This window comes from Plantactinospora sp. ZYX-F-223 (assembly GCF_039649625.1).
Lineage (GTDB): Bacteria > Actinomycetota > Actinomycetes > Mycobacteriales > Micromonosporaceae > Plantactinospora.
Window position 1 is genome coordinate 119233 of sequence record NZ_JBDJAV010000025.1, and the last position, 25676, is coordinate 144908.

Sequence of the window (25676 nt, forward strand, 5' to 3'; positions counted from 1 at the left end):
GATCGGGTCACGAACGTCCCGGGCGGGCCCCGGCAGCGCGGGCCGGGCCGGCCTCCGGCGGGAAATTAATGTCGGTGCGTCATGCGGGCAGTCTAGGCGGTCGGCGGGCTCGGCGGCGATCGGGAAAGGCGCCCCGGGCGAGTACCGGCAGCCGACCGCCGGGCCGCAGTGTCCGGTGGCGCGGCGGACAGGCGCGTCCCCGCTCGGCCGTTCCGGACAGTTTTTCCCGCCCAGACCCCCTACGGGCGGTTCCTGCCGCTCCGCGCCGGTTCCCGCCGCCGGGCACGAAAGTGTGCCCGATCTGGATTGGTGATCAGGGCACAGCGGGAATACCAGGAGACGAAGGAGGAGCCATGTCGCCCATAGAAGTCGTCCTCATCGTCCTAGTGGTCCTCGCCGTCGCCGCAGCCGTACCGGCCATCTGGGTGGCCAGCCGCCGCCGCGCCCTGCGCAGCAAGTTCGGCCCGGAGTACGACCGGGTGGTGGCCGAGCAGCAGAGCCGGTCCGCCGCCGAGCACGAACTGCGGGAGCGCGAACGCCGGCACGCGGAGTTGACGCTCACTCCGCTCTCCGCCGAGTCGCGCCAGCGCTACGCGGCCGACTGGGAGGAGATCCAGGCCCGGTTCGTCGACTCCCCGGCCGAGGCGGTGAGGGCAGCGGACGAACTGGTCACCCGGTTGATCGCCGAGTGCGGGTATCCGATCGGCGAGTACGACGACCAGCTCGCCCACCTCTCCGTCGAGCACGCCCGCACCCTGACCCACTACCGGGACGCGCACGAGATCCAGCTCCGCAACGAGCGCGGCGAGGCCAGCACCGAGCAGCTCCGCCAGGCCGTCGTGCACTACCGGGAACTCTTCGCCGACCTGCTCGGCGAGGACCCCGTACGCCAGCCCTCGGACGGGACCCGTCCGGACACCCCGCAGGACGTACCGAGCCGGTGAGGAGGCACTCTGCCATGCGTCAACAGCAGACCGACAACGGCGACCCCGACGTGATCCGCTCCGAGCCGGTAACGGCGGCCGGCCCGGGGCAGGCCGGGGCTGGCGAGGCCGAGGACCGGCGGAACCGGTATCCGGAGGGCACCGGCGACCAGGGCCCCGACGCGCTCGACGAGCGAGGGTCGTACGACAACGACCTCGCCACCAGCGGGTCGGGACCGGCCTTCTCCTCCGACCCGGCCGCCGCCGCGCGCGCCCGGGACGACCGGCGCGGCGAGAGCCGGTCGGCGGACGACCGGGCCGAGGACGCGGCGCTGGACGACGACGCGCTCACCCAACGCTCACCGACGGGCCGCACCGGAGGCCCCGACACCGACACCGGAAGCACCGGTGACCGGGGTGACCTGGCCGACGCCAGCCGAGCGGACGCCGACGAGCCGGCCGCCGAGCGCACCGGGACGGTTTACGCCACCGCCGGAGCGGACGCCGCCGGCAAGGACGCGGCCGTCGACCCGGACCGCACCGCCCGGATCGACACCCCGGAACGGGCGGACGACGCCGGCGAGGACCGCGGCGACGCCCGGGACGGCTCCGGCACACCGGAGTTCCACGAGCCCGCGCCGCTGCCCACCAGCTTCGGTGCCCCCACCGTCGGTGGCGCGGCGGCGGCCGCCGCGCTCGCCGGCAGCCACCGCGACCCCCGCAACGAAGACACCGTCCGCTCCGGGGACGGGCCGGCCGACGACCGGATCGACGGGGTCGGCGACGAGCGGGGTGAGGGGGTCGCCCGGCAGGGGGTACCGGACCGGAGCCTCGGTGCGGCCGACGCCGCCACGGCCACCCGGACCGGCACGCCGCCGGCCGGTGGTGTCGAGCCCGATCCGCCGGTCGACCCGCTGGGCCGGCCCGCGCCGGAGGGCTCGGCGGTCGGAGTGGCACACCCGGTGAACCCGGACGTGCTCAGCGCGGGCAACCCCGACGCGCTGACCGGCGGTACCCGCGCTCCGGCGGAGGCCGGTGGTCGGGACGAGACGGCCACGACGGCCGAGACCGGCACGACGGATTCCGGCGGGACGGCGGACGGCGGGCTGCCGCCCGGTGCCGCACCGGCCGAGCCGATCGTCGCGATCCTCGACCAGGAGGCGGTGCAGGGCTTCCGGGACCGCTGGCGGGAGGTGCAGCTCCGGTTCGTCGACGACCCGCCGGGGGCCACCGAGGAGGCCCACCGGCTGGTACGGGAGTCCGTGGAGGCGGTCACCGCCGCCCTCTCCCGACAGCGTGACGACCTCGCCGGCTGGCAGGACGACGGCGGGACCGACACCGAACGGTTGCGGATGGTGGTACGCCGGCACCGGGACTTCCTGGACCGGCTGCTCGGCCGGTAGATAGCCCGGCCGGCCCCCTGACGGCTCCCCGATGCCCGCCGACGGTGGGCGCCGGGGAGCCGTCGGCGATCCGGCGCCGGTCGCCACCGGGCAGAGGCGTGAAAACTCTTCACCTCGGGTAGTAGGCCCCTCGCCCCCGGCGGAAGGTGTGCACCGGGTAACGGGCGGACCGAGCGTACGGACGAGGTGACGGTGTGGACGGCGGCCTGCGGCTGGACATGAACGCGCTGGACTATCTGATCCTGGCGCTGTATTTCGGCACCGTGCTCGGTGTCGGCATCGCGGCCCGCCGGGCGATCCGGACCAGCGTGGACTTCTTCCTCTCCGGCCGGTCGCTGCCGGCCTGGGTGACCGGGCTCGCCTTCGTCTCGGCCAACCTCGGGGCGCTGGAGATCATCGGCATGGCCGCCAACGGCGCCCAGTACGGCCTGATGACGCTGCACTACTACTGGATCGGCGCCGTACCGGCGATGGTCTTCCTCGGCATCGTGATGATGCCCTTCTACTACGGCTCCAAGGTACGCAGCGTGCCGGAGTATCTCCGGTTGCGCTTCAACCGGCCCGCCCACCTGCTCAACGCGCTCAGCTTCGCGGTCGCCCAGGTGTTGATCGCCGGGGTCAACCTCTACGCGCTCGCCCTGATCATGCAGGCCCTGCTCGGCTGGCCGCTCTGGCTCTCCATCGTGGTCGGCGCGCTGATCGTGCTGGCCTACATCACCATCGGCGGGCTCTCCTCGGCGATCTACAACGAGGTGCTCCAGTTCTTCGTGATCCTCGCCGGCCTGGTCCCGATCACCGTCATCGGGCTGGCCAAGGTCGGCGGGATCGACGGGCTGTGGGACGCCGTGCGCGGCTCGGACCTGGGCGAGGCCGGACTGCATACCTGGGCGGACACCGGCAGCACCGCCAACCCGCTGGGCGCGAGCTGGATCGGCATCGTCTTCGGGCTCGGCTTCGTGCTCTCGTTCGGCTACTGGACCACCAACTTCGCCGAGGTACAGCGGGCGATCTCGGCGAAGGACATGAGCGCGGCCCGGCGTACGCCGATCATCGCGGCGTACCCGAAGATGGTGATCCCGCTGGTCACGGTGATCCCCGGCCTGGTCGCGGTGGTCACCGTCAACGGGCTCGGCGCCGAGACCGGCGACCTGACCTACAACAACGCGATCCCGCTGCTGATGCGCGACCTGCTGCCGACCGGCGTACTGGGGGTGGCGGTGACCGGCCTGCTGGCCTCGTTCATGGCCGGCATGGCGGCCAACGTCAGTGGCTTCAACACCGTCTTCACCTACGACATCTGGCAGGCGTACGTCCGGAAGGACCGGCCGGACGGGTACTACCTGCGGGTCGGCCGGATCGCCACCGTCGCCGGGGTGCTGGTCGGGATCGGCACCGCGTTCATCGCGGCCGGCTTCAACAACATCATGAACTACATCCAGGTGCTCTTCTCGCTGTTCAACGCGCCGCTCTTCGCGACATTCATCATCGGCATGTTCTGGAAGCGGATGACCGCCTGGGCCGGGTTCTGGTCGCTGCTGACCGGCACTCTCGGCGCGCTCGCCACCTATCTGCTCTACGAGGCCGGGGTGCTGCCGTTCGACTCCGACCTGGAGGAGAGCTTCTGGGGTGCCGGCGTCGCGTTCGTGCTGGTCGCGATCGTCGCGGCGATCCTCACCCCGCTGACCTCGCGCAAGCCCGACGACGAGCTTCGCGGCCTGGTGTACGGGCTCGCCGGCCCGGACGGCCGGCAGGCCCTGCTCGCCGGCGACGCCCGCTGGTACCGCTCGCCGCTGCTGCTCGGCGGCATCGCACTGGCCCTCTCCGCACTGCTCTACCTGCCGGTGCTCTGAGGGGCCGCACCGCAGGCGTCCAACCGGGACGGTCGACGCCGACAGCGAGAAGGGACGAGGCGATGGAAGACCAGAACCGGCCGCCGGCCGGGGCGCCGCTGGACGAGGCCGAGCAGGAGCGCCACTCGGCCGCCGCCCGGCTGTTCGACATCCGCCGGGTGATCGGCGGGCTCTTCGTCGCGTACGGCGTGATCGTCGGACTGGTCGGCGTCTTCGACGGCGCGCCGGCGGTGGAGAAGGCCCAGGGCATCCGGATCAATCTCTGGGCCGGGCTGGCCATGCTGGCACTCGGGCTGGGCTTCCTGCTCTGGCAGTGGCTGCGCCCGATCGACCGGGAGTGACGCCCTGCCGCCGGGCCCGGACCGGACCGGGGTGGGTGGTGACGGGTGGGGAAAGGCATGGCGCGGGTCGTCCGGGGTAGTCGAACCGGAGGAGCGGTCAGCCGCACGTCGCATCCGGACAGGAGGGCAGCAAACATGACGGAGCGCGATCCGACCCGCAACCGGCCGCTGGAGGAGAGCCCGGAGGTGGCCGCCGCGATCGAGGACGACACCGCCGTACCGCAGCTCGCCTCCGACGGCGGGCCGAGGGCCGAGAACCCGGACTTCGTGGACCCGGAGGACGTCCCCGGCGACTTTCCGCCCACCGACGACCTGCTCGGCGATCCGCACGGGCAGGGCGCGGGCAGCGCGGGCGACACGCGTACCGGGGCCGAACAGCCGTGGGACCCGGAGGACCTGGCGATGGCGCAGGGCCGCGACCCGACCCCGGAGAACGTGCGGCGGGCCAGCGAGGAACTGGACCGGGAGGGTACGGCGGCCGCGGTGGAGAAGACGGTGCCCTGACCGGCGCAGCCCGGCCGGAGCAGCACCGGCGGTCCCCGCCCGGCGTGTGACCGCGCCGGACGGGGACCGCCCTGTGGTGTGGCTGTGTTGCTACCTCAGTTGTTGCAGCCGGTCAGAGCGCCGGGTAGGCGTTCTGCATGAGCTCGGTGAGCTGCGCCGGGAACCAGGCACCCGAGATCGGGGCGCCCGAGAGCGCGCCGCTCATGTTGTTCTGGTTACGCGGGTTACCGGTGTACGTCGGGTCGCACATCCGGTCGAAGCCCTTGCCCTCGTCGTTCTCGATCTCGGTGCTGGAGCCGTCCGACTCGCCCGGAGGCTTGATCCAGACGTACGCGTCGATCCCGCTGGCGGGCGCGGCCCGCGGCCGCTCGCCCAGGCCGGCACCGCTCTGGTTGCACCAGTTGCCGAGGTGGATCCGCCGGTCGATCCGGGAGCCGTCGACCTGCTCGTCGACCGTGCCCGAGGTGACCGCGCCGGTGGGCCGTTCCGAGCCGCCCCAACCGTTACGCGAGGTGTCGATCAGCATGCCGATGCCGCTGGAGAAGCCCTGCGAGATCAGCTCGGTACGGAGTGCCTGGGCGAACCGCTGCTCGTCCACGTACCGGTTGTAGTCGATCCACTTCGAGAGCCGGTTCTGCTCGGTCACGTTGAGGTAGGGCTCCACCGTGGCCGAGTAGTTGGCGGTGTTGGCGATGAAGCCGTGCACGTTGGCCTGGGTGCTGCCCTCGGCGCGGGCGGCCTCGGCGAAGATCTGCGCGGAGGCCCGGAAGTTGTCGTCCCACCCGATCCAGCCGTGGTGGCCGGCGTCGATGTAGTTGTAGACGTTCGGGATCGCACCGAGCTTGGCCAGGGCGTAGCCGACACCCTTGACGTAGTTGCCGTTGGCCTTCATGGTGTCGCACTGCGCCGTCGCGGTCTCCCGCGGCGCCACGTTGGTGACCAGGTTCGGCAGCGAGTCGATCTCGATGATCGTGATGATCCGGAGGCTGCTGTACTTCGAGTCCGCCATGATCGCCGCGATCGGATCGATGTACTCCGCCTTGTACTTGGGCAGTTCATCGGCCTTGAGCTCGCCATTGGAGGCCAGCGCGGCGCAGTCCCGGCCGGGCAGGTTGTAGATGACGAACTGGATGTAGCCGGCACCCTGCGCCAGCGCCTCGTCCAGGTGGTCCCGGACGCCCATCGGGCCGTTCGAGCTGCTGTCCGGGGTGCCCTCGATCGCGGCGATCCGGTCGATCCAGACGCCGGTCGGGGTGTTGGAGATCCGGTTGCCGCCGGAGACGCTCTCCGCCTTGGCCTTCCACTCCGGGTTCACGTAGCCGCGAGCGCCCGAGTACGGGTTGTCGACCCGCGCCGCGGGGTTGCTGGTCGGGTTGCCGGTCGGCGGGGTAGTCGGGTTGCCCGTCGGTCCGCCGGTCGGCGGGGTGGTCGGCGTCGTGCCGTTGCAGGCCGTCCCGTTGATGCTGAAGGACGTCGGCGCCGGGTTGCTGCCGCTCCAGGAACCGTTGAACCCGATGCCGGTGGAGGCGCCGGTGGCCAGGTTGCCGTTCCACGACACGTTCGTCGCGGTCACCTGGGTGCCGGACTGGGTCCAGTTGGCCGACCAGCCCTGGGTCACCCGCTGGCTCGCGTCCGCGAAGCTGAAGCGGAGGGTCCAGCCGTTGATCGCGTCACCGACGTTCCGGATGGTGATGTTGGCGCTGAAACCACCCTGCCACTGGTTGGTGCTGTAGGTGACGCTGCACCCGGGGGCCGCCTGGGCCACCGAAGCCGGGATGGTGACCAGACCGGCGGCGACCAAAGCGCTCGCACCGGCCACCGCGACGGCTTTCTGCCGGACGGACAATCTACTCCGTAAATTCATGCCACTGATCTCCTTGGGCCAGCCGGTCACGTCAGGCGGAACCGGCGCGGCGGTAACACGGACTTCGCGTCAGGTGGGTACGTCCGTGGACGCCATGGGGGACTGCGGTATGCCCGACCCGGACGGGCGCAACTGGTGGTGGTGCCGGCCGCGGTCAGCGGCCGTGGTGACGCCGTCCGGTGAACCGGCTGCCCTCGGCGTCTGCTGCGCGGTGTGGCTCCCCCAGCACAGTGGATGAATTCTTGCATGGGAGCGCTTCCACCACAACACCCCGACACTGATGGATGACGATTCCCTACTCGCACCCACCATTGCCGGTGGCCCCCGCGACCTGCGGCGGCACGGCCGGCGAGGCACAGTGGACCGGCCCTGGAGCGGAGCCTACCCCGCACATCCACCCCCGGTCGCGGTACGGGAAGCCGGCGTACCCGGCGCGGTGACCGGCGCCGGGACGACGCCGCCCCGGCGACCGGCGGAAGCCCCTCCACGATGGAACGCCAGCCCGGCCGGGAGGAGCCGCGGCGCGGTGGCGGGCGGGCACGAACCGGACGGAGTACGCCCGATCCCCCGGGTCGGCCCGATCACGGCGCAACCGGCCGGTCGGCGCCATTACCGCCGAGCGGGGACCCGGGAGCGGAATCGGCGCCGGGCCGCCGAGCGGGCGCAGCTGGGCGCGACCCGTCCGGTACCCGCCAGAGCTCCCCAGGTAGCGCCTCCGGGTGCCTTCTCCACCTGTTCGGGGAAATGCTGAAAAAATCCGATGAAAGCTCACAAATTCGCTAATCTCGGTCATGGCTCGCCTGCCGGCGAGCTGAGGCAAGAGGGAAGGATGACGAAAGTCATGTCCAAGAAGTTCCTCGGCAAGATGATCGCGGGAGCCGCCCTCGGCGGCGCTTCTCTACTCGTTTTCTCCCCCTCGGCCGCCCTCGCGGACGGCGGCTATCACCCTGAGGGGTACCAGCAGGACAGCTCCGGCCGAGTCTTCGCGAAGCCGCACGCGGTGAAGGCAGGAGACAAGGTCGAATTCGTCGAGATCTGCCCCGAGGCGCAGAAACACGCGTGGCTGTGGTCGAAGATCACCGGAAAGGTGGACCTCGCCCCCAAAGACCACAAGGACGACTACAAGCCCGCCCCGAAGCCTGAACCGGAGAAAAAGCCGGAAGCGCGCAAGGATGGCTGGGAAGACGGCAAGAAGGCCGAGGACGGCGGCGGGTACGCCGAGAAGTCCGAGGACTCAGGCAAAAACCACCAGGGCTGGGAAGACGGCAAGAAGGCCGAGGACGGCGGCGGGTACGCCGAGAAGTCCGAGGACTCAGGCAAAAACCACCAGGGCTGGGAAGACAGCAAGAAGGCCGAAGACGGCGGCGGGTACGCCGAGAAGTCCGAGGACTCAGGCAGCCACCAGAGCGGGGAGGACTACAAGAAGGAGAGCGAGTACCAGGAGTTCCTGAGGTACAAGGAGTACCGGGAGTACCAGGAGTACCGCCGCTACAAGGAGCAGAAGGACAAGTCGGCCCCGGCGGAGAACGGGGCTCCCCATGCCGAGTCCGCTCCGTCGACCGCCGAGAAGGCACCGGCGGCACCTGGCTCGTCGGCCGACTCGGTACCGGCACCGTCCCCCTCGACGGGCGGCCAGCCTCACCAGCCCGCCGAGGGTTACCAGTCGCCGAACGGGCAATCTGCACCGGCGGCGCCGGGCGGTACCGGCGGGACGGCACGGGACGACGGTGGGCACGGCTGGGAAGAGAGCAAGAAGGCCGAAGACAGCAAGCACGGCTGGGAGAAGACCGAGCCGAGCAAGCACGGCTGGGAAGACAGCAAGAAGGCCGAAGACAGCAAGAAGGCCGAAGACAGCAAGCACGGCTGGGAGAAGGCCGAGCCGAGCAAGCACGGCTGGGAAGACAGCAAGAAGGCCGAAGACAGCAGGGACGGCCGGACGCACGAGAAGGACGGCTGGACCGACCGGAAGGCCGGCCACGAGTACTGGAGCAGCGTCACCATCCCCTGGGACGCCAAGCCGGGATCGTACGAACTCAAGGGCTCCTGCGGCGAGGGTGAGCTGATCATCCTGCCGAAGGGCTGGGTCGACGGCGGTGACGGCGGGGCGACCTCGGGCAGCGACGACAACCTCGCGGTCGCGGGTGTCGGGATGCTCGGGCTGGCCGGGCTCGGCGGACTCGTGCTGATGCGGCAGCGCCGTACCGATGAGTCGGCGGCCTGACGCGACGGCGAGCGGTGCCGGCGAGCGCCACGGGAGACCGTGGCGCGTCGCCGGCACCGTCCTCGTCGCCCTGCTGGCCCTGGTCGGCGCCGGCCTGATCGGGGCCGCCCTCAACGCGCCGGAACCGACCTCGGCGCCGCAGCCGAGCGCCGGTGCCGCGCCGAACTACCTGGACCGGGCGGCGACCGGGTCGGACCTGGGTACCTCACCGTCACCCACGCCAGCACCGGAAGGCGGTACCAGCGGCACGCCAGCGCCCACACCGGTACTGGCCAGGTCGGAACCGATCAAGATCATGATTCCGAAGATCGGCGTGGACGCGACCATCATGCCGGTGGGGCTCACCCCGGACGGCATGGTGCAGGTACCACCGCTGGCCAAAGCGGAGCTGGCCGGCTGGTACCAATCGGGTCCGACGCCGGGTGAGGCCGGCAACTCCGTGATCGTCGGCCACGTCGACTCGAAGGAGATCGGACCGGCGGTCTTCTTCCAGCTCGGCGCCCTGCTGCCGGGGGACGCCATCGAGGTGATCCGGAAGGACGGCAGCCTGGTCACCTTCGTGGTGGACGGCGTGAAGTCGTACCCGAAGGCGGCCTTTCCCACCGAACTCGTCTACGGCCCGACCGACGAGCCGGGGTTGCGCCTGGTGACCTGTGGTGGGGACTTCGACGAGCGGGTGGGCTCCTATCCGGACAACGTAATCGCGTTCGCCCGGCTCGCCGGGTAGCCGCGACGGCGCTCGCCCGGCAGGTCCGGGCCTCGGGGGACAGCGGTGCGCCGCTGTCCCCCGTACGTCTGGGCAGGTGTCACCGGGCGATACAGACATCTTCGACGTGAAGAGCTCTCTACCACCCAGAAACGAGCTTTCGGAAAGAACATCCATAATCACGACAACACCTCACAAACTAGCTAGCGTCGGTCCTGGCTCGGCTGGCTGCCGAGCAAACCAACGGGGAAGGAGTGACTACGAGTCATGAGTAGGAAGTTGCTGGGGAAGGTGATGGCCGGCGCCGGTATCGGTGCCGCGTCCCTGCTGGTCTGCGCGCCCGGAACCGCTCTGGCGGACGACGCCCAACCCGAGCGGAAAAACAGTGGCCACATCTACACGGTGCCGAAGGGGGTGAAGCCGGGACACAAGTTCAAGATCATCTTGAAGTGCGAGCACTCGGTGGAGAGGGCCTGGGTTTCGTCGAAGATCACCGGCAAGCTCTGGCTCAAGCCCGTCGTGGAGGACGGCCTCCGGGTACCGGAGTCGCCGCGCCCGCCCGCGGACGGCGATCAGCCGGACGACGACGGCCAGCCGCCGGTCCCGCCGACCGACGGGCAGCCGCCGGTCCCACCGACCGACGGCCAGCCCCCGCTCCCACCGACCGACGGCCAGCCCCCGCTCCCGCCAACTGACGGGCAACCCCCGCAGCCCGAGGGTGGCGGCCAGCCGGAGGCGGACGACGAGCAAACCGGCGGCGAGGGCGGCCAGGCCACGAACGACGGCGAGGCCAAGTACTGGGCCTGGGCCAAGGTCCCGCACAAGACCAAGCCCGGGCACTACCGGGCCTGGGGGGCGTGCAACGGGACGGGCAAAATCGTGGTGCTGCCCCGGGGCGCGGTGCCCGGTGGTGACGGCGGTGCCGCCAGCACCGACTCGGGCCGGGCGGCTGCCGGAGCCGGCCTGCTGGGCGCGGCCGCGATCGGTGGCTTCCTGATGATCCGCCGGCGTCGTACCGATGGCTCACTCGCCTGATGTGCCGACCAGGCGCGCCGGCGGCCGGCACGGGAAACCGTGGCGTGCCGCCGGCGTCACCCTGGTCGTCCTGCTCGCGCTCAGCGGGACCGCCCTGCTCACCGCCGGTCTGAACCCGGCGCCGGCGCAGCCGCCGCAGCCCGCCGAGACCGAGGCCGGCGAAGCGACGCCGCAGCCCGAGTGGACCGCGCCGTCGTCACCGGTCCCGGGCACGCCGTCCGGCCAGCCGGTCACTCCGACCCCCCAGCCGGTCACCCCGACCGGCGAGCCGCCGCAGCCGGCGGAACTGCCGCGTTCGGAACCGGTCAGGATCACGATTCCGAAGATCAAGGTGAACGCGAAGATCATGTCGGTCGGGGTGAACGACGACGGGACCGTGCAGGTGCCGCCGCTCAAGCAGGCCCAGCTCGCCGGCTGGTACAACGCGGGGGTCAGCCCTGGCGAGCTCGGCAACGCGGTCGTGGTCGGGCACGTCGACTCGGCAGTGACGGGCCCGGCGGTCTTCTTCCGGCTCGGCGCACTCAAGCGGGGCGACCGGGTCGAGGTCACCCGGAAGGACGGCAAGGTCGTCCGGTTCGCGGTGGACGCGGTGAAGTCGTACCCGAAGACGTCGTTCCCGTCCGAACTGGTCTACGGCGCGGCGGACACCGTCCGGCTCCAGTTGGTGACCTGCGGCGGCACCTTCGACCGCAAGAAACGCAGCTACCGCAACAACGTGATCGTCTCCGCCACCCGGATCCCCTGACCGGGACTCCGGCCGAGCCGGCGACCAGCCGGGCCGGTGGCGTACCGGACCGGCAGCCCCGGCCCCGTACACCGCCGACGCGGCTGTCCGGTCAGCCGGCCGCCGAGGTCCGGACCAGGGTACGGATCTGCCGCAGCAGTACGGAGAGCGCGGCCAGGTCGGCCTGGGACTCGTCGAACTCCCCCATCGCCTTGCGGGTACGGCCGATCGAGATCGAGTTCGACCGCTCCCACTCCTGCACCCGCTCGTCCGGCGACAGGTCGGCGGAGGTCCCGCCGAGCACCTCGGCGGTGAGGGCGGCCAGCGCGGCGTAGAGGTCGTAGCGCAGCGCCATCCGGGCCAGCGTCTGCCAGCGGTCCTCCCGGGGCAGCAGCGAGATCTTCGACAGCAGAGAGTCGACCCGGAACCGGTCGGAGAGCACGAAGTAGACCGCCGCCACCTCGCCGACGTCCCGCCCGGTCGCCCGCGCCGTCTCCACCACATCGAGCAGGCCGAAGCTGTACATCAGCCGGGTGGAGCGCTCGGCCAGGTCCTGGGGCAGTCCGCGCCGCACGCACATCTCGACGTGCGCCTCCAGCGCCTCGCGCTCGCTGCCGTAGAACAGATTGCCGAGTTCGGGCAGGAGCCGGGAGACCCCGTCGCGCAGCCGGGCCGTCTCGGCCGGCACGTCGATCGGTGAACGGCGGTTGGTGACCAGCCACCGGACGGCCCGGTCGAGCAGCCGTCGGGTGTCCAGGTAGACCGTGGTCTGCACCTCGGTCGGCACCTTGTTGTCCAGTGCCTCGATGTCGGCCCAGATCTCCCGCAGCCCGAACACCTCGCGGACCACCACGTACGCCCGGATCACGTCGGCGGGGGTGGCACCGGTCTCCTCCACCACCCGGTAGATGAACGAGATGCCGCCCCGGTTCACCGCCTCGTTGACCAGTACGGTGGTGACGATGTCCCGGTGCAGCCGGTGCTCCGGCATCCGGTCGGCGTACCGCTCGCGCAGCGGGGTCGGGAAGTAGTTGGAGAGCACCTCGAAGGTCCACTCCTCGTCCGGCAGCCGGTCGGCCAGGATCTCCCGCTCCAGCACGATCTTGACGTACGCCAGCAGCACCGCGAACTCCGGCGCGGTCAGCCCGGTGTCGGTACGGGTCGCCAGCTCCTCGTCCGGCGGCAGCGCCTCCAGCTCCCGGTTGAGGTGACCGGCCCGCTCGAAGTCGGAGATCATCCGGCGGTGCACCGGCAGCAGCGAGGCCGCCTGGGCCAGCGCGTTGCCGATCGCCCGGGCCTGGTCGTAGTTGTCCCGGAGCACGAGCTGGGCGACCTCGTCGGTCATCTCGGCCAGCAGCGCGTCCCGGTCCGGCACGCTCAGCTCGCCGTCGGCCACCGCCGCACCGAGCAGGATCTTGATGTTCACCTCGTGGTCCGAGGTGTCCACCCCGGCCGCGTTGTCGATGAAGTCGGTGAAGATCCGACCGCCGGCCAGGGCGTACTCGATCCGGCCGACCTGGGTGAAGCCCAGGTTGCCGCCCTCGCCGACGACCCGGCAGCGCAGGTCCTTGCCGTCCACCCGGATGGCGTCATTGGACTTGTCCCCGACCTCGGAGTTCGACTCCGACGACGCCTTGACGTAGGTGCCGATCCCGCCGTTCCAGAACAGGTCCACCGGGGCGGAGAGGATCGCCTTCATCAGCTCCTGCGGTGACATCGACTCGACGCCGTCGCCGAGGTCGAGCACCGCGCGGACCTGCGGGCTGATCGGGATCGACTTCGCGGTACGCGGATAGATCCCGCCGCCATCGGACAGCAGCTCGGCGTTGTAGTCCGCCCAGGAGGAACGCGGCTGGTCGAAGAGCCGGCGGCGCTCCGCGTAGGAGGTGGCCGGATCGGGGTCCGGGTCCAGCACGATGTGCCGGTGGTCGAAGGCGGCCACCAGCTTGATGTGCTCGGAGAGCAGCATGCCGTTGCCGAAGACGTCCCCGGACATGTCGCCGACGCCGGCCACCGTGAAGTCCTGGGTCTGGGTGTCGATCCCCATGTCCCGGAAGTGCCGCTTCACCGACTCCCAGGCACCCCGGGCGGTGATCCCCATCTTCTTGTGGTCGTAGCCGGCGGAGCCGCCGGAGGCGAACGCGTCGGCCAGCCAGAAGCCCTGCCGCACCGAGATCTCGTTGGCGATGTCGGAGAAACTGGCCGTGCCCTTGTCCGCCGCCACCACCAGGTAGGGGTCGTCGGCGTCGTGTCGGACCACGTCGGACGGCGGCACGACCTGCCCGCTGACCAGGTTGTCGGTCACGTCCAGCATGGCCGAGATGAAGCCCTGGTAACAGGCGACCGCCTCGTCCCGGTCGCCCGGCTTCTGCTTGAGCACGAAGCCGCCCTTCGCGCCCACCGGCACGATCACGGCGTTCTTCACCATCTGCGCCTTGACCAGGCCGAGCACCTCGGTCCGGAAGTCCTCCCGCCGGTCCGACCAGCGGATACCGCCCCGGGCCACCGGCCCGAACCGCAGGTGTACGCCCTCGAAGCGCGGCGAGTAGACGAAGATCTCGTACTTCGGCCGGGGCGCCGGCAGGTCCGGCACCATCTGCGGGTCGAGCTTGAACGCCACGTACGGCTTGGGTCGCCCGTCGGTGCGCCGCTGGTAGAAGCTGGTCCGCAGGGTCGCCTGGATCAGCGTCAGGTACGACCGGAGGATCCGGTCCTGGTCCAGGCTGCTCACGTCGTCGAGCTGCTGGTTGATCGAGGTGACCAGTTCCTTGCCGCGCAGGTTGCGCTCCTCGGCGGAGTAGCCCAGCGTCGGGGAGAACCGGGTCTCGAAGAGTTCCACCAGCGAGGCGGCGATCTGCGGGTACGCGATGAAGGTGGACTCCATGTAGTCCTGCGAGAAGACCGTGCCGGCCTGCCGCAGGTACTTCGCGTACGCCCGCAGCACGACCACCTGCCGCCAGGTGAGCCCGCCGCGCAGCACCAGCTCGTTGAAGCCGTCGACCTCGGCCTCACCGCGCCAGGTGGCGGAGAAGGCGTTCTCCACGTGCGGGCGTACCTCGGCCAGGTCCCGGGCGCCGTCCGGCAGCTCCAGGCCGAAGTCGTAGAGGTAGATCCGGCCGTCGATCCGGTCCACCTCGTACGGGTGCTCGTCGACCACCCGTACGCCGAGCGAGTGCAGCACCGGGAGCACCGCGGAGAGCACCATCGGCTCGCCGTACCGGTAGACCTTGAACCGGACGTCCTCGACCGTGGTGGCCGGGGCGGGGCCGCCCGGCCGGACCGGCTGCTGCTTGCGGAACATGTGCATCTCGAGCTGGCCCGGCTCTTCCAGCAGTTCCAGTTTGGCGAGATCCTTCATCGCCTCGTACGGGGTGTGCCCGTCCTTGTAGCCCTCCGGGAACGCGTCGGCGTACCGGGTGAAGAGCCGTTTGGCCTGCTCGTCGCCGAGCTTGCGCTCCAGCACCAGCCGGTAGTCGTCGTCCCAGAGCCGGGTCGCGTCGGCGAGCTCCTCGGCGAGCAGGTCCGCGTCCACTTCGCCGGGCGGGCTGGCCGGATCGGTCCGGACGATGAAGTGCACCCGGGCCAGCATCGACTCGGTGACCCGGGTGGTGTAGTCCACCCCGATCCCGTTCAGCTCGCGGAGCAGGATCTCCTGCATGCGCAGCCGGTTCTGGGTGGTGAACCGGTCCCGGGGCAGGTAGATCAGGCAGGAGATGAACCGGCCGTACCCGTCGCGGCGCAGGAAGACCCGGAGCTGGCGGCGGCCGGCCATCCGGAGCACCCCGACGACGGCGTGGTAGAGGTCGTCGGTCTTGATCTGGAAGAGTTCGTCCCGGGGATAGGTCTCCAGGATCTGCAACAGGTCCTTGCCGGAGTGGCTGCGCGGGCTGAGCCCGGACCGGTCCAGCACCTCGGCGACCTTGCGCCGGACCACCGGCAGTTCGCGGACGCTGGTCCGGTACGCCGCCGTGGCGAGCAGGCCGAGGAAACGGCGCTCACCCACCACCTCGCCGCGCTCGTCGAACACCTTGAACCCGATGTAGTCCAGATAGGCCGACCGGTGCACCGTGGCCCGGGAGTTGGCCTTGGTGATGATGAGCAGGCGCTTCTCGGTCACCTTCTGGTGCGCCTCGGGGGTCATCGAGGAGAGCGCCCGGGGCGTGGTGGAGTCCTGACGCAGGATGCCCAACCCGGTGCCGAGGATCGCCTCCAGCGCCGGCCCCTGCTCGGTCTGGATCAGCCGGTACTCCCGGTAGCCGAGGAAGGTGAAGTGCTCGTGCGCCAGCCAGCGGAGCAGCTCCACCGAGTCGGTGATGTCCTTTTCGGGTACGGGTGGACGGTTCTCCGAGGTGCGTGCGGCGGCCAGTTCGTCGGCGAGGGAGAGGGCGCGCTGCCGCATCTTGGGCCAGTCCTCGACCGCCTCTCGTACGTCGGTGAGCACCCGCTGCAACTCGGCGCGCAATCGGTCCCGGTCCGCCGCGCCGCGTACCGGATCGATCTCGATCCGCATCCAACTCTCGACGATGTCACCGTCGATCGCGTCGTCCGGTTCGACGTCGGCGGCGACCTCGGTCAACCTGCCGAGTGGCTCGCGGCGGACCACCACCAGCGGGTGGACCAGCATGTGCACGTCGAGGTGGTGCCCGGTCAGCAGCGCCGTGATGGAGTCCACCAAAAACGGCATATCGTCCGTAACTATCTCAATTACGGTGTGCTGCTGTTCCTCGTCCGGTTCGTGGATCCGCAGCTTGAGTTCGCCCGGCACCCGCTGCTGGGCGAGCTCCCGGTGCGCCTTCGCGGCGGCGAGCATCTCCGCCGGGGTGAAGCCGATCAGCTCCTCGTCCGGGGCGAACCGCCAGAACCGGTCGACGAGGGTGGCCGCGTCGTGGTCGTCGCCGGCCAGTGCCACCGCCTGGGCGACCAGCCGCTCGGCGTTCGGTACCGGCTCGTCCAGATCCGCGTCCTCGACGTCGTCGACGAGGGCCTCCGGGGGCAGTCCGAGATCGTAGAGGGTGTCGATGCTGGCCCCCGGCACGCCGGTCGCGCCGGAGGCGAGTCGAGAGCCCGCCCCGTCGTCGTCGATCGCCGCGTCGTAGCTGTCGTCTCGGCTGGCATTCGCCGGCCGGAGAACGGGTTCCGGTGTGATCGCCGGACGCCGGTCCATCGTGCCACTCCCCTCGACCCACCACGCCGTGGGTCACTCTCCGCCCCAGACTAGGCCCTACCGATAAGCCCCTCTGCCGGTGGACCGGCGGCCGGATGTCGGATCTGGGATCTGTCCTTTCATCCGTTGCGGACGCCCGACACGCCCGCGTCGGAGTACCCACGCACGCTCGGCCATCACCCGATCCGCCCCGCCGGACCCGCGAACCCGACCGGCACGGACGGCCACACCTGCTCTGACCAGCACCGGAGCGCCCAAAGTGGGCCTGGCGCAAACCTCCCGGACAGCACCGGGGCAGCCGCGATTCGGCACCGCGTACTACCGTCGGTCTGCTGCCGGAGCGACTTCCGGCGGTGCGCCGACCTGGAAGGTAACCGCGGCATGCGCTTTCCGAATCCGTCCCAACGCCCGCTGGCCCGACAAACCACCCGTCGGGGGACGGCCACCCTCCTTACCGGCGTGCTGCTCGCCGCCGGGGCTCTGGCCGGCTGCTCGGACTCGGACGGCCCGGACCGCGCGGTCGACACGTTCCTGGCCGGTTGGCTCGGTGGCGATCTCAACAAGGTCGGATTCCGCAACCCGGCGGGCGATCGGGTACCGGCCGACGAGGTGGCCGAGGAGATCAAACAGCTCTCCGGCGAGCTGGCCAAGACGCCACCGAAGCTCCACCGCGAGGGCGAGGCGAAGATCACAGAAGACACCGCGACCACGACGGTACGGGTCGACTGGACACTGCCTGGTGACACGCACTGGACGTACCCGTCGGAGATCCACCTCAAGCGTGGTGAGGACGACGAGTGGCAGGTGATCTGGGAACCGAAGGTCGTCGAGCCGCGCCTCACCCGCGGAGACGAGCTGGCCGTACGCCGGCTCCCCGCCAAGCGGGCGGCGGTGACCGACGGGGCCGGCGAGCCCATCGTGACCCCCCGGCCGGTGGTACTGGTCGGTGTGCAGCCCAGCGAGGTGACCGACGTACCCGGCCTGGTGCGGCAGCTCGATGCGGCGTTCAAGGCGATCCGGCCGCCGATCACCCCGCCGGTCGACCTGACCGACCTGCCGGCCCGGATGCGAGAGGCGAAACCGGACGCCTTCGTCGACGTGGTGACCCTGCGCCGGGAGGCGTACCTCCAGATCAAACCGCGCATCTACGACCTGCCGGGCACGAAGTTCCGCGACGAGCAGCGGGAACTCGCGCCGACCCGGGACTTCGCCCGGGCCCTGCTCGGCTCGGTCGACCCGGTGCTGGCCGACGACATGGCCGCCAACCCCGGACTCTTCGCGGAGGGTGACCTGGTCGGCCACGGCGGCCTACAGGGCCGGTACGACAAGCAGTTGCGTGGCGGGGTCGGGCTGAGCGTGATCATCGCCAGCAAGCGCCCGGACGGTACGGTCACGCCGACCGGTACCGAGGTGTTCCGGCGCGAGCCGCAGGCCGGCGTACCCCTGAAGACCACCCTCGACGTGCCGACGCAGAACGCCGCCGACGACGCCGTGCGCGGGTCCCGGCAGCGGGCCGCCCTGGTCGCGGTACGGATCAGCGACGGCGCGGTACTGGCCGCGGCGAACGGCGGCAGCGCCGAGAACCTGGCCTTCACCGCCCAGGTCCCGCCGGGCTCGACCTTCAAGATGGTCAGCGCGCTCGGCCTGCTCGACGTCGGGGCGGTCAGCCTGGACGGGCCGGTCGCCTGCCCGAAGACGTTCACCGTGGACGGGCGCTCGTTCAAGAACTCCGACAACTTCGCCCTCGGCACGGTCCCGTTCCGGACCGACTTCGCCCGTTCCTGCAACACCGCGTTCGCCGCGCTGGCCCCGAAGCTGGGGCCGGACGGGCTGGCGAACGCCGGCCGGAGCCTGGGGCTGGAAGCCGACTGGAAGCTCGGGATCGACGCGTTCAGCGGGAAGGTGTCGGCGGGCGGGTCGGCGGCCGAGCGGGCGGCGGCCGCCTTCGGCCAGGGCACCACCGTGGTCAGTCCGCTGGCGATGGCGGCGGCGACCGCCGGGGTCGCCCGTGGCCAGTGGCAGCAGCCGAAGCTGCTGCTGGAGCCGGCACCGGGTGAGCCCGCGCCGCCCGGCCCGCAGCTTAAGGCCGGCTCGGTCGAGCCGCTCCGCACGATGATGCGCGAGGTGGTCACCAAGGGGACCGGCAGCGCCCTGGCCGACGTACCGGGCGGGCCGGTGTACGGCAAGACCGGCACCGCCGAGTACGACGACAACCCGGCGCACACTCACGCCTGGTTCGTGGGCTGGCAGGGGGACGTCGCGTTCGCGGTCTTCGTCGAGAAGGGCGGATCGAGTACGGCGACCGCCGTGCCGATCGCCGAGAAGTTCCTCCGCGGCCTCGAGTGAACGCAGCCGCGCGGCCTGCGGAAACGCTCCGGCCGGGGCGGTCGACGGGGTCTGTCCCGGACCGCCCCGGCCGTCGGTGCGAGTCGCCTCAGCGGGCGAGCGCCAGGCCCTGCTTGTCGTTGAACTTGCCGACCAGGATCATGATCAGGTCGATCAGCGTCCAGATCCCGAACCCGCCGAACGTCAGGATCATCAGGATGCCGGTGCCGATCTTGCCGACGTAGAACCGGTGCACGCCGATGGTGCCGAGGAAGAGGCAGAGCAGCACCGCGACGAGCCAGGACTTCTGCCCGACGGCCGGACCGGCGGCGGTTGTGGACATGGTCTATTCCTCTCAGGACTTTCTCAGGAAAGATGAACGTTCGCGCACATTACCGGAACCTGATCGGCTCCGCAGCCCCGGTCACCCGGCAGGATCAGCCAAAAGTCATCGGCGCGGCAGACTGGCGACGTACATCGCGATCAGTTGCTCGTACGTCTCGTCCAGATCTTCCGACAGCCCGAAGCCGCCGCTGGCCTCCAGCGAGGCGAATCCGTGCGCGATGGCCCGGCCGCACCGGGTGGCGTGGATCGCCGCCGAGTCGGTGAGCCCGTACTCGCGCAGCGTGGCGAGGAAGACCTGCAACATCCGGGTACCGGCCTCGACCATGGCCGGATCGTGTAGTGGATCGGGCGGCAGCGCGGCGTACCGGGCCGGGTACTCGCGGACGTAGTCGCGGTAGGTGCGCAGCAGCACCGCCACCGCCTCGTCGCCGCTGCGGCCCAGCACGGCGGCGACTGACCGGTCGGTCATCTCGGTGATCACCCGGATCCCGACCAGGGTGCGCAGCTCGGCGAGGCCGGCGACGTGCTTGTAGAGCGAGGGCGGGGCGACTCCGGTGCGCGCGGCGACAGCCGCCAGGGTCAGGGCATCGACGCCCTGCTCGTCGATCACCTCGATCGCCGCGCCGACCACGGCGCTCGTGGAGAGTCCGACCCTAGGCACCGCGCGACCCGTGCCAAGCTTTCCCTGGACAGGATGCCTTGCTATATCTCATAGCCTAGAAGCTAGTTAGCATAGCCAGCCATGTCAACCGGAGTCGCCCACTGCCGGCGGGCGGTCCGCTGGCCGGCGGCCGATACGGTCGCGTCGAGACTGTCGAGCTGCCCCGCTTGGGCTCCCACGCTCACCGCCGGGCGACCCCGTGCACGGTCGTGGCGCGGGCTGGCCGGGGCTTTCACCCGATTGCCAGTGCTCGCGGCTCGTCAGGGTCTCGAAGAGGCTGGTGATCTGGAACCGGCAGTGCCAGCCGACACCGCTGTTGACCACCACCACAGCGGCGGCGGCGGTTCCGGTGCCCCGGCTGTGCACCCAGCTCGACAGTCGCCCGGCCAGGTAAGCCGGCGCTCGCCGCCCGTCGACGATGGCCGGCCATCATGGACTGCCGATCTTCAGGCGATCTCCGCCGCCGACCCCGGCTCGGGGTCACGGATCGGCGCCTCACCCGGCGCTGCGGGCTCGTCGTCGGCCAGGCCAGGGCTGGGTGGAGCTGCGGCCGCCGGTTCTTCGGCCGGCGGTGGCGGGTTGCGGCGGAGCCGTCCCGGACCGGCCGAGGCGGGTGGGCCGACCGGCTCCGACCAGCGGGCGGACAGATCGGGTACCTCGGACCGGGGTCGGTCAGCCCCGTTCGACCCGGCGCCCTCCGACACCGCAACCTGCGCGCCCGCAACCTCCGACCCGGCAGGCTCGGCCGCCGAGTCTGGCGAGCCCTGTGCGGTCCAGGTCCCGGACGTGTCCGGCAGTTCGGCGGTGGACGTACCAGGGCTGACCGGGTCGGGGGCGAGTGGGCGGTCCGGTACCGGCACCGCTCCGAGGGCTGTCGCCGCCGGGGAAGGTCGGGAAAAGGCGGGAAACTCTACGGCCGGTACGCCCCGCCGGGCGGTGGCCGGCGCCGCCCCGATCGACGGCACCGCCGACTGCCGGGCCGGCGTCGTCGGCACGGCGGCGGGAACCGCACGGGGACCCGGCACGCCCGGGCCCCTCCCGGCGACGGTGGGCCGGCTCGGGGTCAGCCGGGGCGGCACCGCCTCGGGCGCGGCGACCGGGGCCAGGCCGGCGACCAGCGTGTCGACGATCTCGGCGGCGTAGACCCCCTCCGGGTCGTAGTCGGGATCGAAGACGGTGATCTCCACTCCCAGGCAGTGCGGGGTGTCGACCAGCCCGGCCAGCAGCAGTTCCAGCTCGGCGAAGGCGATCCCGCCCGGATCCGGCGCGTCCACCGCCGGCATCACCGCCGGATCGAGCACGTCGACGTCGACGTGGACCCAGTAGCCGGCGCAGTCGGTCAACTGGTCGCGCGCCCACTGGGCGGTCCGGGCCGCCCCCTCGACCCGCAGCGCCGGCACCGGCCGGGTGACGATGCCGGCCGCCTGGAGGTCGAGCCGGTACTCGTCGTGGGCGCGGATGCCGAGCACCACCACGTCGATGTCCCGGAAGTACGGCCGGCGCCCCTCGATCGCGGCCAGGTCGGCCTGGCCCCGCCCGGTGACCAGGGCCAGGTCCTCACCGGCCGCCGCGCCCACGTAGGAGGCGTTGCCCGGGTGCCGGAAGTCGGAGTGGCCGTCCACGAAGACCAGCCCGATCCGGCCGCCGACCGCCTCGCCGAGCCGGTGCATGGCGAGCGCCGAGCCGAGCAGGATCGAGCAGTCCCCGCCGAGCACCAGCGGGAACTCGCCCTGGTCGATGATGCCGCCGATCCGCTCGGCCAGCTCCATCGAGTAGTGCGCGATCGAGCCGGCGTGGCACACCCCGTCCCCGGGACGCCAGTCGCCCGGGTCGTACCGGGGCGGGGTGAGGCAGCCGGCGTCCCGGGCCGCGAGCCGGGCGATCAAATCGTGGTCACGCAGCGCCCCCGGTGCCTTGGCGCAGCCCGGCACCGACGTGGGAGTCGGCGGACGCAGGCCCAGGTTGGACGGGGCATCCAGGACGGCGATCCGGCGCATACTGTGCTCCCGTCCGGTATCGCGGCTGCCAGGCCGGCACGCGCGCTCGTACTGCCTATTGTCTAGAAGAGCGCACGTGAGAGCGCCCTCCGGGCGCTGGCCACCGCAGGATCGTCCGGACCGGCGATGGTGAACAGGGACACCAGGTGCTGCCGGGCCGCCTCCCGGTCATCGCCGGCCGTCCGACGGACCAGGTCGACCAGCCGGGCGTACGCCTGCTCGGCCTGGCCGCTGAGCACCTCGATGTCGGCGGCGAGCAACTGTGCCGGTACGTCGTCGGGGCTCGCCTCGGCCGCGGCCAGCGCCGCCGCCGGGTCCGCACCGCTCACCCGGCGGGCCAGCGCGACGTGTGCCAGGCCGGCCTCGGCCGCCGCGTCCGAGGGTGCGTCCGAGAGGATCTTCTTGTACGCCCGCTCGGCCGCGTCCAGGTCGCCGCTGATCAGCGCCTCGTCGGCCTCGCTGAGCCGGGGGTCCTCCGGTGCCTCCACCGAGACCCCGCCGGCCTTGAGCACGGCGCCGATCCACTGCCGCAACTGCGCCTCGGGCACCACTCCGGCGAAGGCGTCGACCGGCTGGCCGCCCACCACCGCGTAGACCATCGGGATGCTCTGCACCCGGAACATCTGCGCGAGCCGCTGGTTGGCGTCGACGTCGACCTTGGCCAGCACCCACGCACCGGCACCCTCGACGGCCAGCCGTTCCAGCACTGGGGAGAGCTGCTTGCAGGGCTCGCACCACTCGGCCCAGAAGTCGATCACCACTGGGGTGGTGAGGGAGCGTTCCAGCACCTCGGACTGGAACGTGGCTTCGGTGACGTCGATCACCACGACTCCACCCCCGCCCCCGGGAGGTGTGCTCGGCGGCGTCCCGCCGGGGACGCCGGGACCGGCCGGCGGGGTGGCTGCCGCCGGCTTCGCGGGTGTCTGTGCGGCGCGCAGCGCGCCGAGGTCGACCGCGCCGCGGGTGAAGATCGACGAGGTGATCCGTGGGTCGCTCATGGTTCCCTAGTCTCGCACGCGGCGTCGCGAACCCCGCCCAACCGCCGCTGCCCGACAGATGCCAACCCGGCGAATCAGAACCGGGCCGGTTCGCGGTAGACACCCCACTCGGCGCGGAGCGCGTCGCAGATCTCCCCGAGGGTCGCCTCGGCGCGTACGGCGGCCAGCATCGGCGGGATCAGGTTCCCGCCGGTCCGGGCGACCTCGACCATCCGGGTCAGCGCCTCGGTGACCGCACGCGCGTCCCGACCGGCCTTGCGGTCGGCGAGCATCCGTCGCTGCTCCAGCTCCACCTCGTGGGATACCCGCAGGATCTCCAGCTCCTTGGCGACCGTACCGGTGTGGCAGTTGACGCCGACGATCTTCTTGTCGCCCTTCTCCAGCGCCTGCTGGTAGACGAAGGCCGACTCGGCGATCTGGCCGGTGAACCAGCCGTCCTCGATGCCGCGCAGGATGCCGGAGGTCATCGGGCCGATCGGGTGCGGACCGTCGCCACCGAGCTGCCGGATCCGGGCGAAGATCTCCTCCGCCTCCGCCTCGATCTTGTCCGTCAGCGCCTCCACGTACCAGGAGCCACCGAGCGGGTCGGCGACGTTGGTGACCCCGGTCTCCTCCATCAGCACCTGCTGGGTACGCAACGCGATCTCCGCCGACGAGTCGGTGGGCAGCGCGAGGGTCTCGTCCAGCGCGTTGGTGTGCAGCGAGTTGGTGCCGCCGAGCACCGCGGCCAGCGCCTCGACGGCGGTCCGCACCACGTTGTTGACCGGCTGCTGCGCGGTCAGCGACACCCCGGCGGTCTGGGTGTGGAAGCGCAGCCAGAGCGCCCGCTCGTCGGTGGCGCCGTACACCTCGCGCAGCCAGCGGGCCCAGATCCGGCGAGCGGCCCGGAACTTGGCGATCTCCTCGAAGAAGTCGACGTGCGAGTCGAAGAAGAAGCTCAGTCCGGGCGCGAAGACGTTGACGTCCAGCCCCCGGCTCAGCCCCAGCTCGACGTAGCCGAACCCGTCCGCCAGGGTGTACGCCAACTCCTGCGCGGCGGTCGACCCGGCCTCCCGGATGTGGTAGCCGGAGACCGACAGCGGCTTGTAGCGCGGGATCTCCCGGGCGCAGTACTCCATCAGGTCGCCGATCAGCCGCAGGTGCGGCTCGGGGTCGAAGAGCCACTCCTTCTGCGCGATGTACTCCTTGAAGATGTCCGTCTGGAGGGTGCCGTCCAGTGTGGAGATGTCCGCGCCCTGCCGCTCGGCGGCGACCAGGTACATGCAGAAGACCGGCACCGCCGGTCCGGAGATGGTCATCGAGGTGGTGACGGCGGCCAGGTCGATGCCGTCGAAGAGCACCTCCATGTCGGCGGCGGAGTCGACGGCGACGCCGCAGTGCCCGACCTCGCCGAGCGCCTGCGGGTCGTCGGAGTCCCGGCCCATCAGGGTCGGCATGTCGAAGGCGACGGAGAGCCCGCCGCCGCCCGCGCCGAGGATCATCCGGTAGCGCTCGTTGGTCTGCCGGGCGTTGCCGAAGCCGGCGAACTGCCGGATCGTCCAGGTCCGCCCCCGGTAGCCGGTCGGATACAACCCCCGGGTGTACGGATATTCGCCCGGCCAGCCGATCCGGGCGAACCGGGGGTCGGCGCTCCCCTCGGGTGGGCCGTAGACCGGGTCGACGGGCACCCCGGAGAGGGTGGTGAAGTCCGCCTCCCGCTTGCGTGCCGCGTCGTACCGGGCCTGCCAGCGGGCTCGACCGGCGGCGATCTCCTCGGCGTCCATTGCAGGGGGCCCTCCTCGCGCTCCTCGACTGAGCCCGAGTGTAGAGGGGACCCTGAACGATCGCTAAGGTAGCCCGCGATCAAGGCTGGAGTGGCCCGCGATCGAGGGATCTTCCGACACCGAGGCGGGTGCGATTCCGGGCGGAAGATCCCTGATCACGGCAATCGCGGCCGGGTCACCACCGGGGTCAGGCCCCGGCGGCCGGCGGGTTGTTCAGCTCGATGTCGTCCACCTTGACGTTCACCTCGGCGACCGTCAGGCCGTACTTCTCCACCGCCTCGATGACCTTCGCCCGGACCGCCTCGGTCACCTCCTGCACGACGTGACCGGCCTCGATCACCAGCACGATCTTGATAGTCGCGCTGGTCCCCTTCACCTCGGCCGAGACGCCCCGCCCGGCGTCACCCACCTCGTCCAGGCCGACCTTGTCCAGCACACTGTTGAAGAACCGGGCGACGTCGCCACCGAGATCGGCGACGCCGGGCACCGAGCGGGCCGCCGTACCGGCGATCTTCTCGATGACCTCTTCGGACACTTCGGTGCCGCCCCTCGGCGAGACCGCCGGTGCGGTCACCGGGGCCGGGCGGGACTCGTTCTGAACCTCGGTCATCGGATTCCTTCCGTGGGTATTCCGGCCTTCAGGCCGGAGGGGAAACAGAACTTCTGCGGAGCAGGGTAGGGATAGCCGGTCCGCCGCCAGGGCCGGTAGGCGGCTACCCGCGTGCCGCCGCAACGCTTACCAGTTGGCACGTTACCGTGTGAGCCATGCCCAGGACCGTGAAGCGGGCGTTCAAGTACCGCTTCTACCCGACCGAGGCGCAGGCGGCGGAGTTGTCGCGCACGTTCGGATGT

General features: G+C 71.1%; 17 protein-coding genes and 1 pseudogene. 10 read left to right on the forward strand and 8 right to left on the reverse strand.

All coding sequences use genetic code 11. From position 1 onward, the window contains the following. The first annotated feature begins 353 nt into the window (after positions 1-353). The 5 genes from AAH979_RS24885 (at position 354) to AAH979_RS24905 (ending at position 5021) form a co-directional block, all read left to right on the forward strand. Complete coding sequence (locus tag AAH979_RS24885) at positions 354-944, forward strand: hypothetical protein (protein ID WP_346260541.1); 591 nt, start codon at positions 354-356, stop codon at positions 942-944. Between the two features lie 14 nt (positions 945-958). After that, positions 959-2326: a hypothetical protein gene (locus tag AAH979_RS24890; RefSeq protein ID WP_346260542.1), complete on the forward strand. Its 1368-nt coding sequence runs from the start codon at positions 959-961 to the stop codon at positions 2324-2326. Positions 2327-2544: 218 nt separating this feature from the next. Further along, positions 2545-4176: a sodium:solute symporter family protein gene (locus tag AAH979_RS24895; RefSeq protein WP_346260560.1), complete on the forward strand. Its 1632-nt coding sequence runs from the start codon at positions 2545-2547 to the stop codon at positions 4174-4176. Positions 4177-4238: 62 nt separating this feature from the next. Then, the gene (locus AAH979_RS24900) at positions 4239-4517 is read left to right on the forward strand and encodes a hypothetical protein (RefSeq protein WP_346260543.1); all 279 of its coding nucleotides are present in this window, start codon (positions 4239-4241) and stop codon (positions 4515-4517) included. Positions 4518-4652: 135 nt separating this feature from the next. Beyond that, positions 4653-5021, forward strand: a complete 369-nt coding sequence (locus AAH979_RS24905; protein WP_346260544.1) for a hypothetical protein — start codon at positions 4653-4655, stop codon at positions 5019-5021. A 112-nt stretch (positions 5022-5133) separates the two neighbouring features. Here AAH979_RS24905 and AAH979_RS24910 read toward each other — a convergent pair whose 3' ends face one another. Continuing rightward, on the reverse strand, positions 5134-6885 hold the full coding sequence (locus tag AAH979_RS24910) for a glycoside hydrolase family 6 protein (protein ID WP_346260545.1): 1752 nt from the start codon (positions 6883-6885) through the stop codon (positions 5134-5136). A gap of 841 nt (positions 6886-7726) precedes the next feature. Between AAH979_RS24910 and AAH979_RS24915 the strand changes: the two genes are divergently transcribed. The 4 genes from AAH979_RS24915 (at position 7727) to AAH979_RS24930 (ending at position 11592) form a co-directional block, all read left to right on the forward strand. Beyond that, entirely contained in the window at positions 7727-9106 is a 1380-nt protein-coding gene (locus AAH979_RS24915; RefSeq protein ID WP_346260546.1) for a hypothetical protein, read from the forward strand. Next, on the forward strand, positions 9090-9833 hold the full coding sequence (locus tag AAH979_RS24920) for a class F sortase (protein WP_346260547.1): 744 nt from the start codon (positions 9090-9092) through the stop codon (positions 9831-9833). Before AAH979_RS24915 ends, AAH979_RS24920 begins: the two co-directional genes overlap by 17 nt. Before the next feature lie 246 nt (positions 9834-10079). Next, positions 10080-10847: a hypothetical protein gene (locus AAH979_RS24925; protein WP_346260548.1), complete on the forward strand. Its 768-nt coding sequence runs from the start codon at positions 10080-10082 to the stop codon at positions 10845-10847. A gap of 1 nt (position 10848) precedes the next feature. After that, positions 10849-11592: a class F sortase gene (locus AAH979_RS24930; protein ID WP_346260549.1), complete on the forward strand. Its 744-nt coding sequence runs from the start codon at positions 10849-10851 to the stop codon at positions 11590-11592. 91 nt (positions 11593-11683) lie between these two features. Here AAH979_RS24930 and AAH979_RS24935 read toward each other — a convergent pair whose 3' ends face one another. After that, positions 11684-16735 carry an NAD-glutamate dehydrogenase gene (locus AAH979_RS24935; RefSeq protein ID WP_346260550.1) on the reverse strand — a complete coding sequence of 1684 codons (5052 nt, stop codon included), beginning with the start codon at positions 16733-16735 and terminating at the stop codon, positions 11684-11686. 381 nt (positions 16736-17116) lie between these two features. Between AAH979_RS24935 and AAH979_RS24940 the strand changes: the two genes are divergently transcribed. Then, a complete protein-coding gene (locus tag AAH979_RS24940) occupies positions 17117-19081 on the forward strand; it encodes a penicillin-binding transpeptidase domain-containing protein (protein ID WP_346260551.1) in 1965 nt (654 codons plus the stop codon). Between the two features lie 88 nt (positions 19082-19169). Here the strand turns inward: AAH979_RS24940 and AAH979_RS24945 are convergent, their stop codons facing one another. From AAH979_RS24945 to AAH979_RS24970, 6 genes and pseudogenes are all read right to left on the reverse strand, one after another. Continuing rightward, positions 19170-19403, reverse strand: coding sequence for a TM2 domain-containing protein (locus AAH979_RS24945; protein ID WP_318394832.1), 234 nt, complete (start codon positions 19401-19403; stop codon positions 19170-19172). A 105-nt stretch (positions 19404-19508) separates the two neighbouring features. After that, positions 19509-20066: a TetR/AcrR family transcriptional regulator gene (locus AAH979_RS24950; RefSeq protein WP_346260552.1), complete on the reverse strand. Its 558-nt coding sequence runs from the start codon at positions 20064-20066 to the stop codon at positions 19509-19511. Positions 20067-21130: 1064 nt separating this feature from the next. Continuing rightward, positions 21131-22063, reverse strand: a pseudogene (locus AAH979_RS24955) (arginase family protein); the annotation flags it as partial. 62 nt (positions 22064-22125) lie between these two features. Then, positions 22126-23061: a tetratricopeptide repeat protein gene (locus tag AAH979_RS24960; RefSeq protein WP_346260553.1), complete on the reverse strand. Its 936-nt coding sequence runs from the start codon at positions 23059-23061 to the stop codon at positions 22126-22128. A gap of 74 nt (positions 23062-23135) precedes the next feature. Continuing rightward, positions 23136-24824: a methylmalonyl-CoA mutase family protein gene (locus AAH979_RS24965; protein ID WP_346260554.1), complete on the reverse strand. Its 1689-nt coding sequence runs from the start codon at positions 24822-24824 to the stop codon at positions 23136-23138. A 187-nt stretch (positions 24825-25011) separates the two neighbouring features. Then, the gene (locus AAH979_RS24970; RefSeq protein WP_346260555.1) at positions 25012-25434 is read right to left on the reverse strand and encodes an Asp23/Gls24 family envelope stress response protein; all 423 of its coding nucleotides are present in this window, start codon (positions 25432-25434) and stop codon (positions 25012-25014) included. Positions 25435-25676 lie beyond the last annotated feature (242 nt).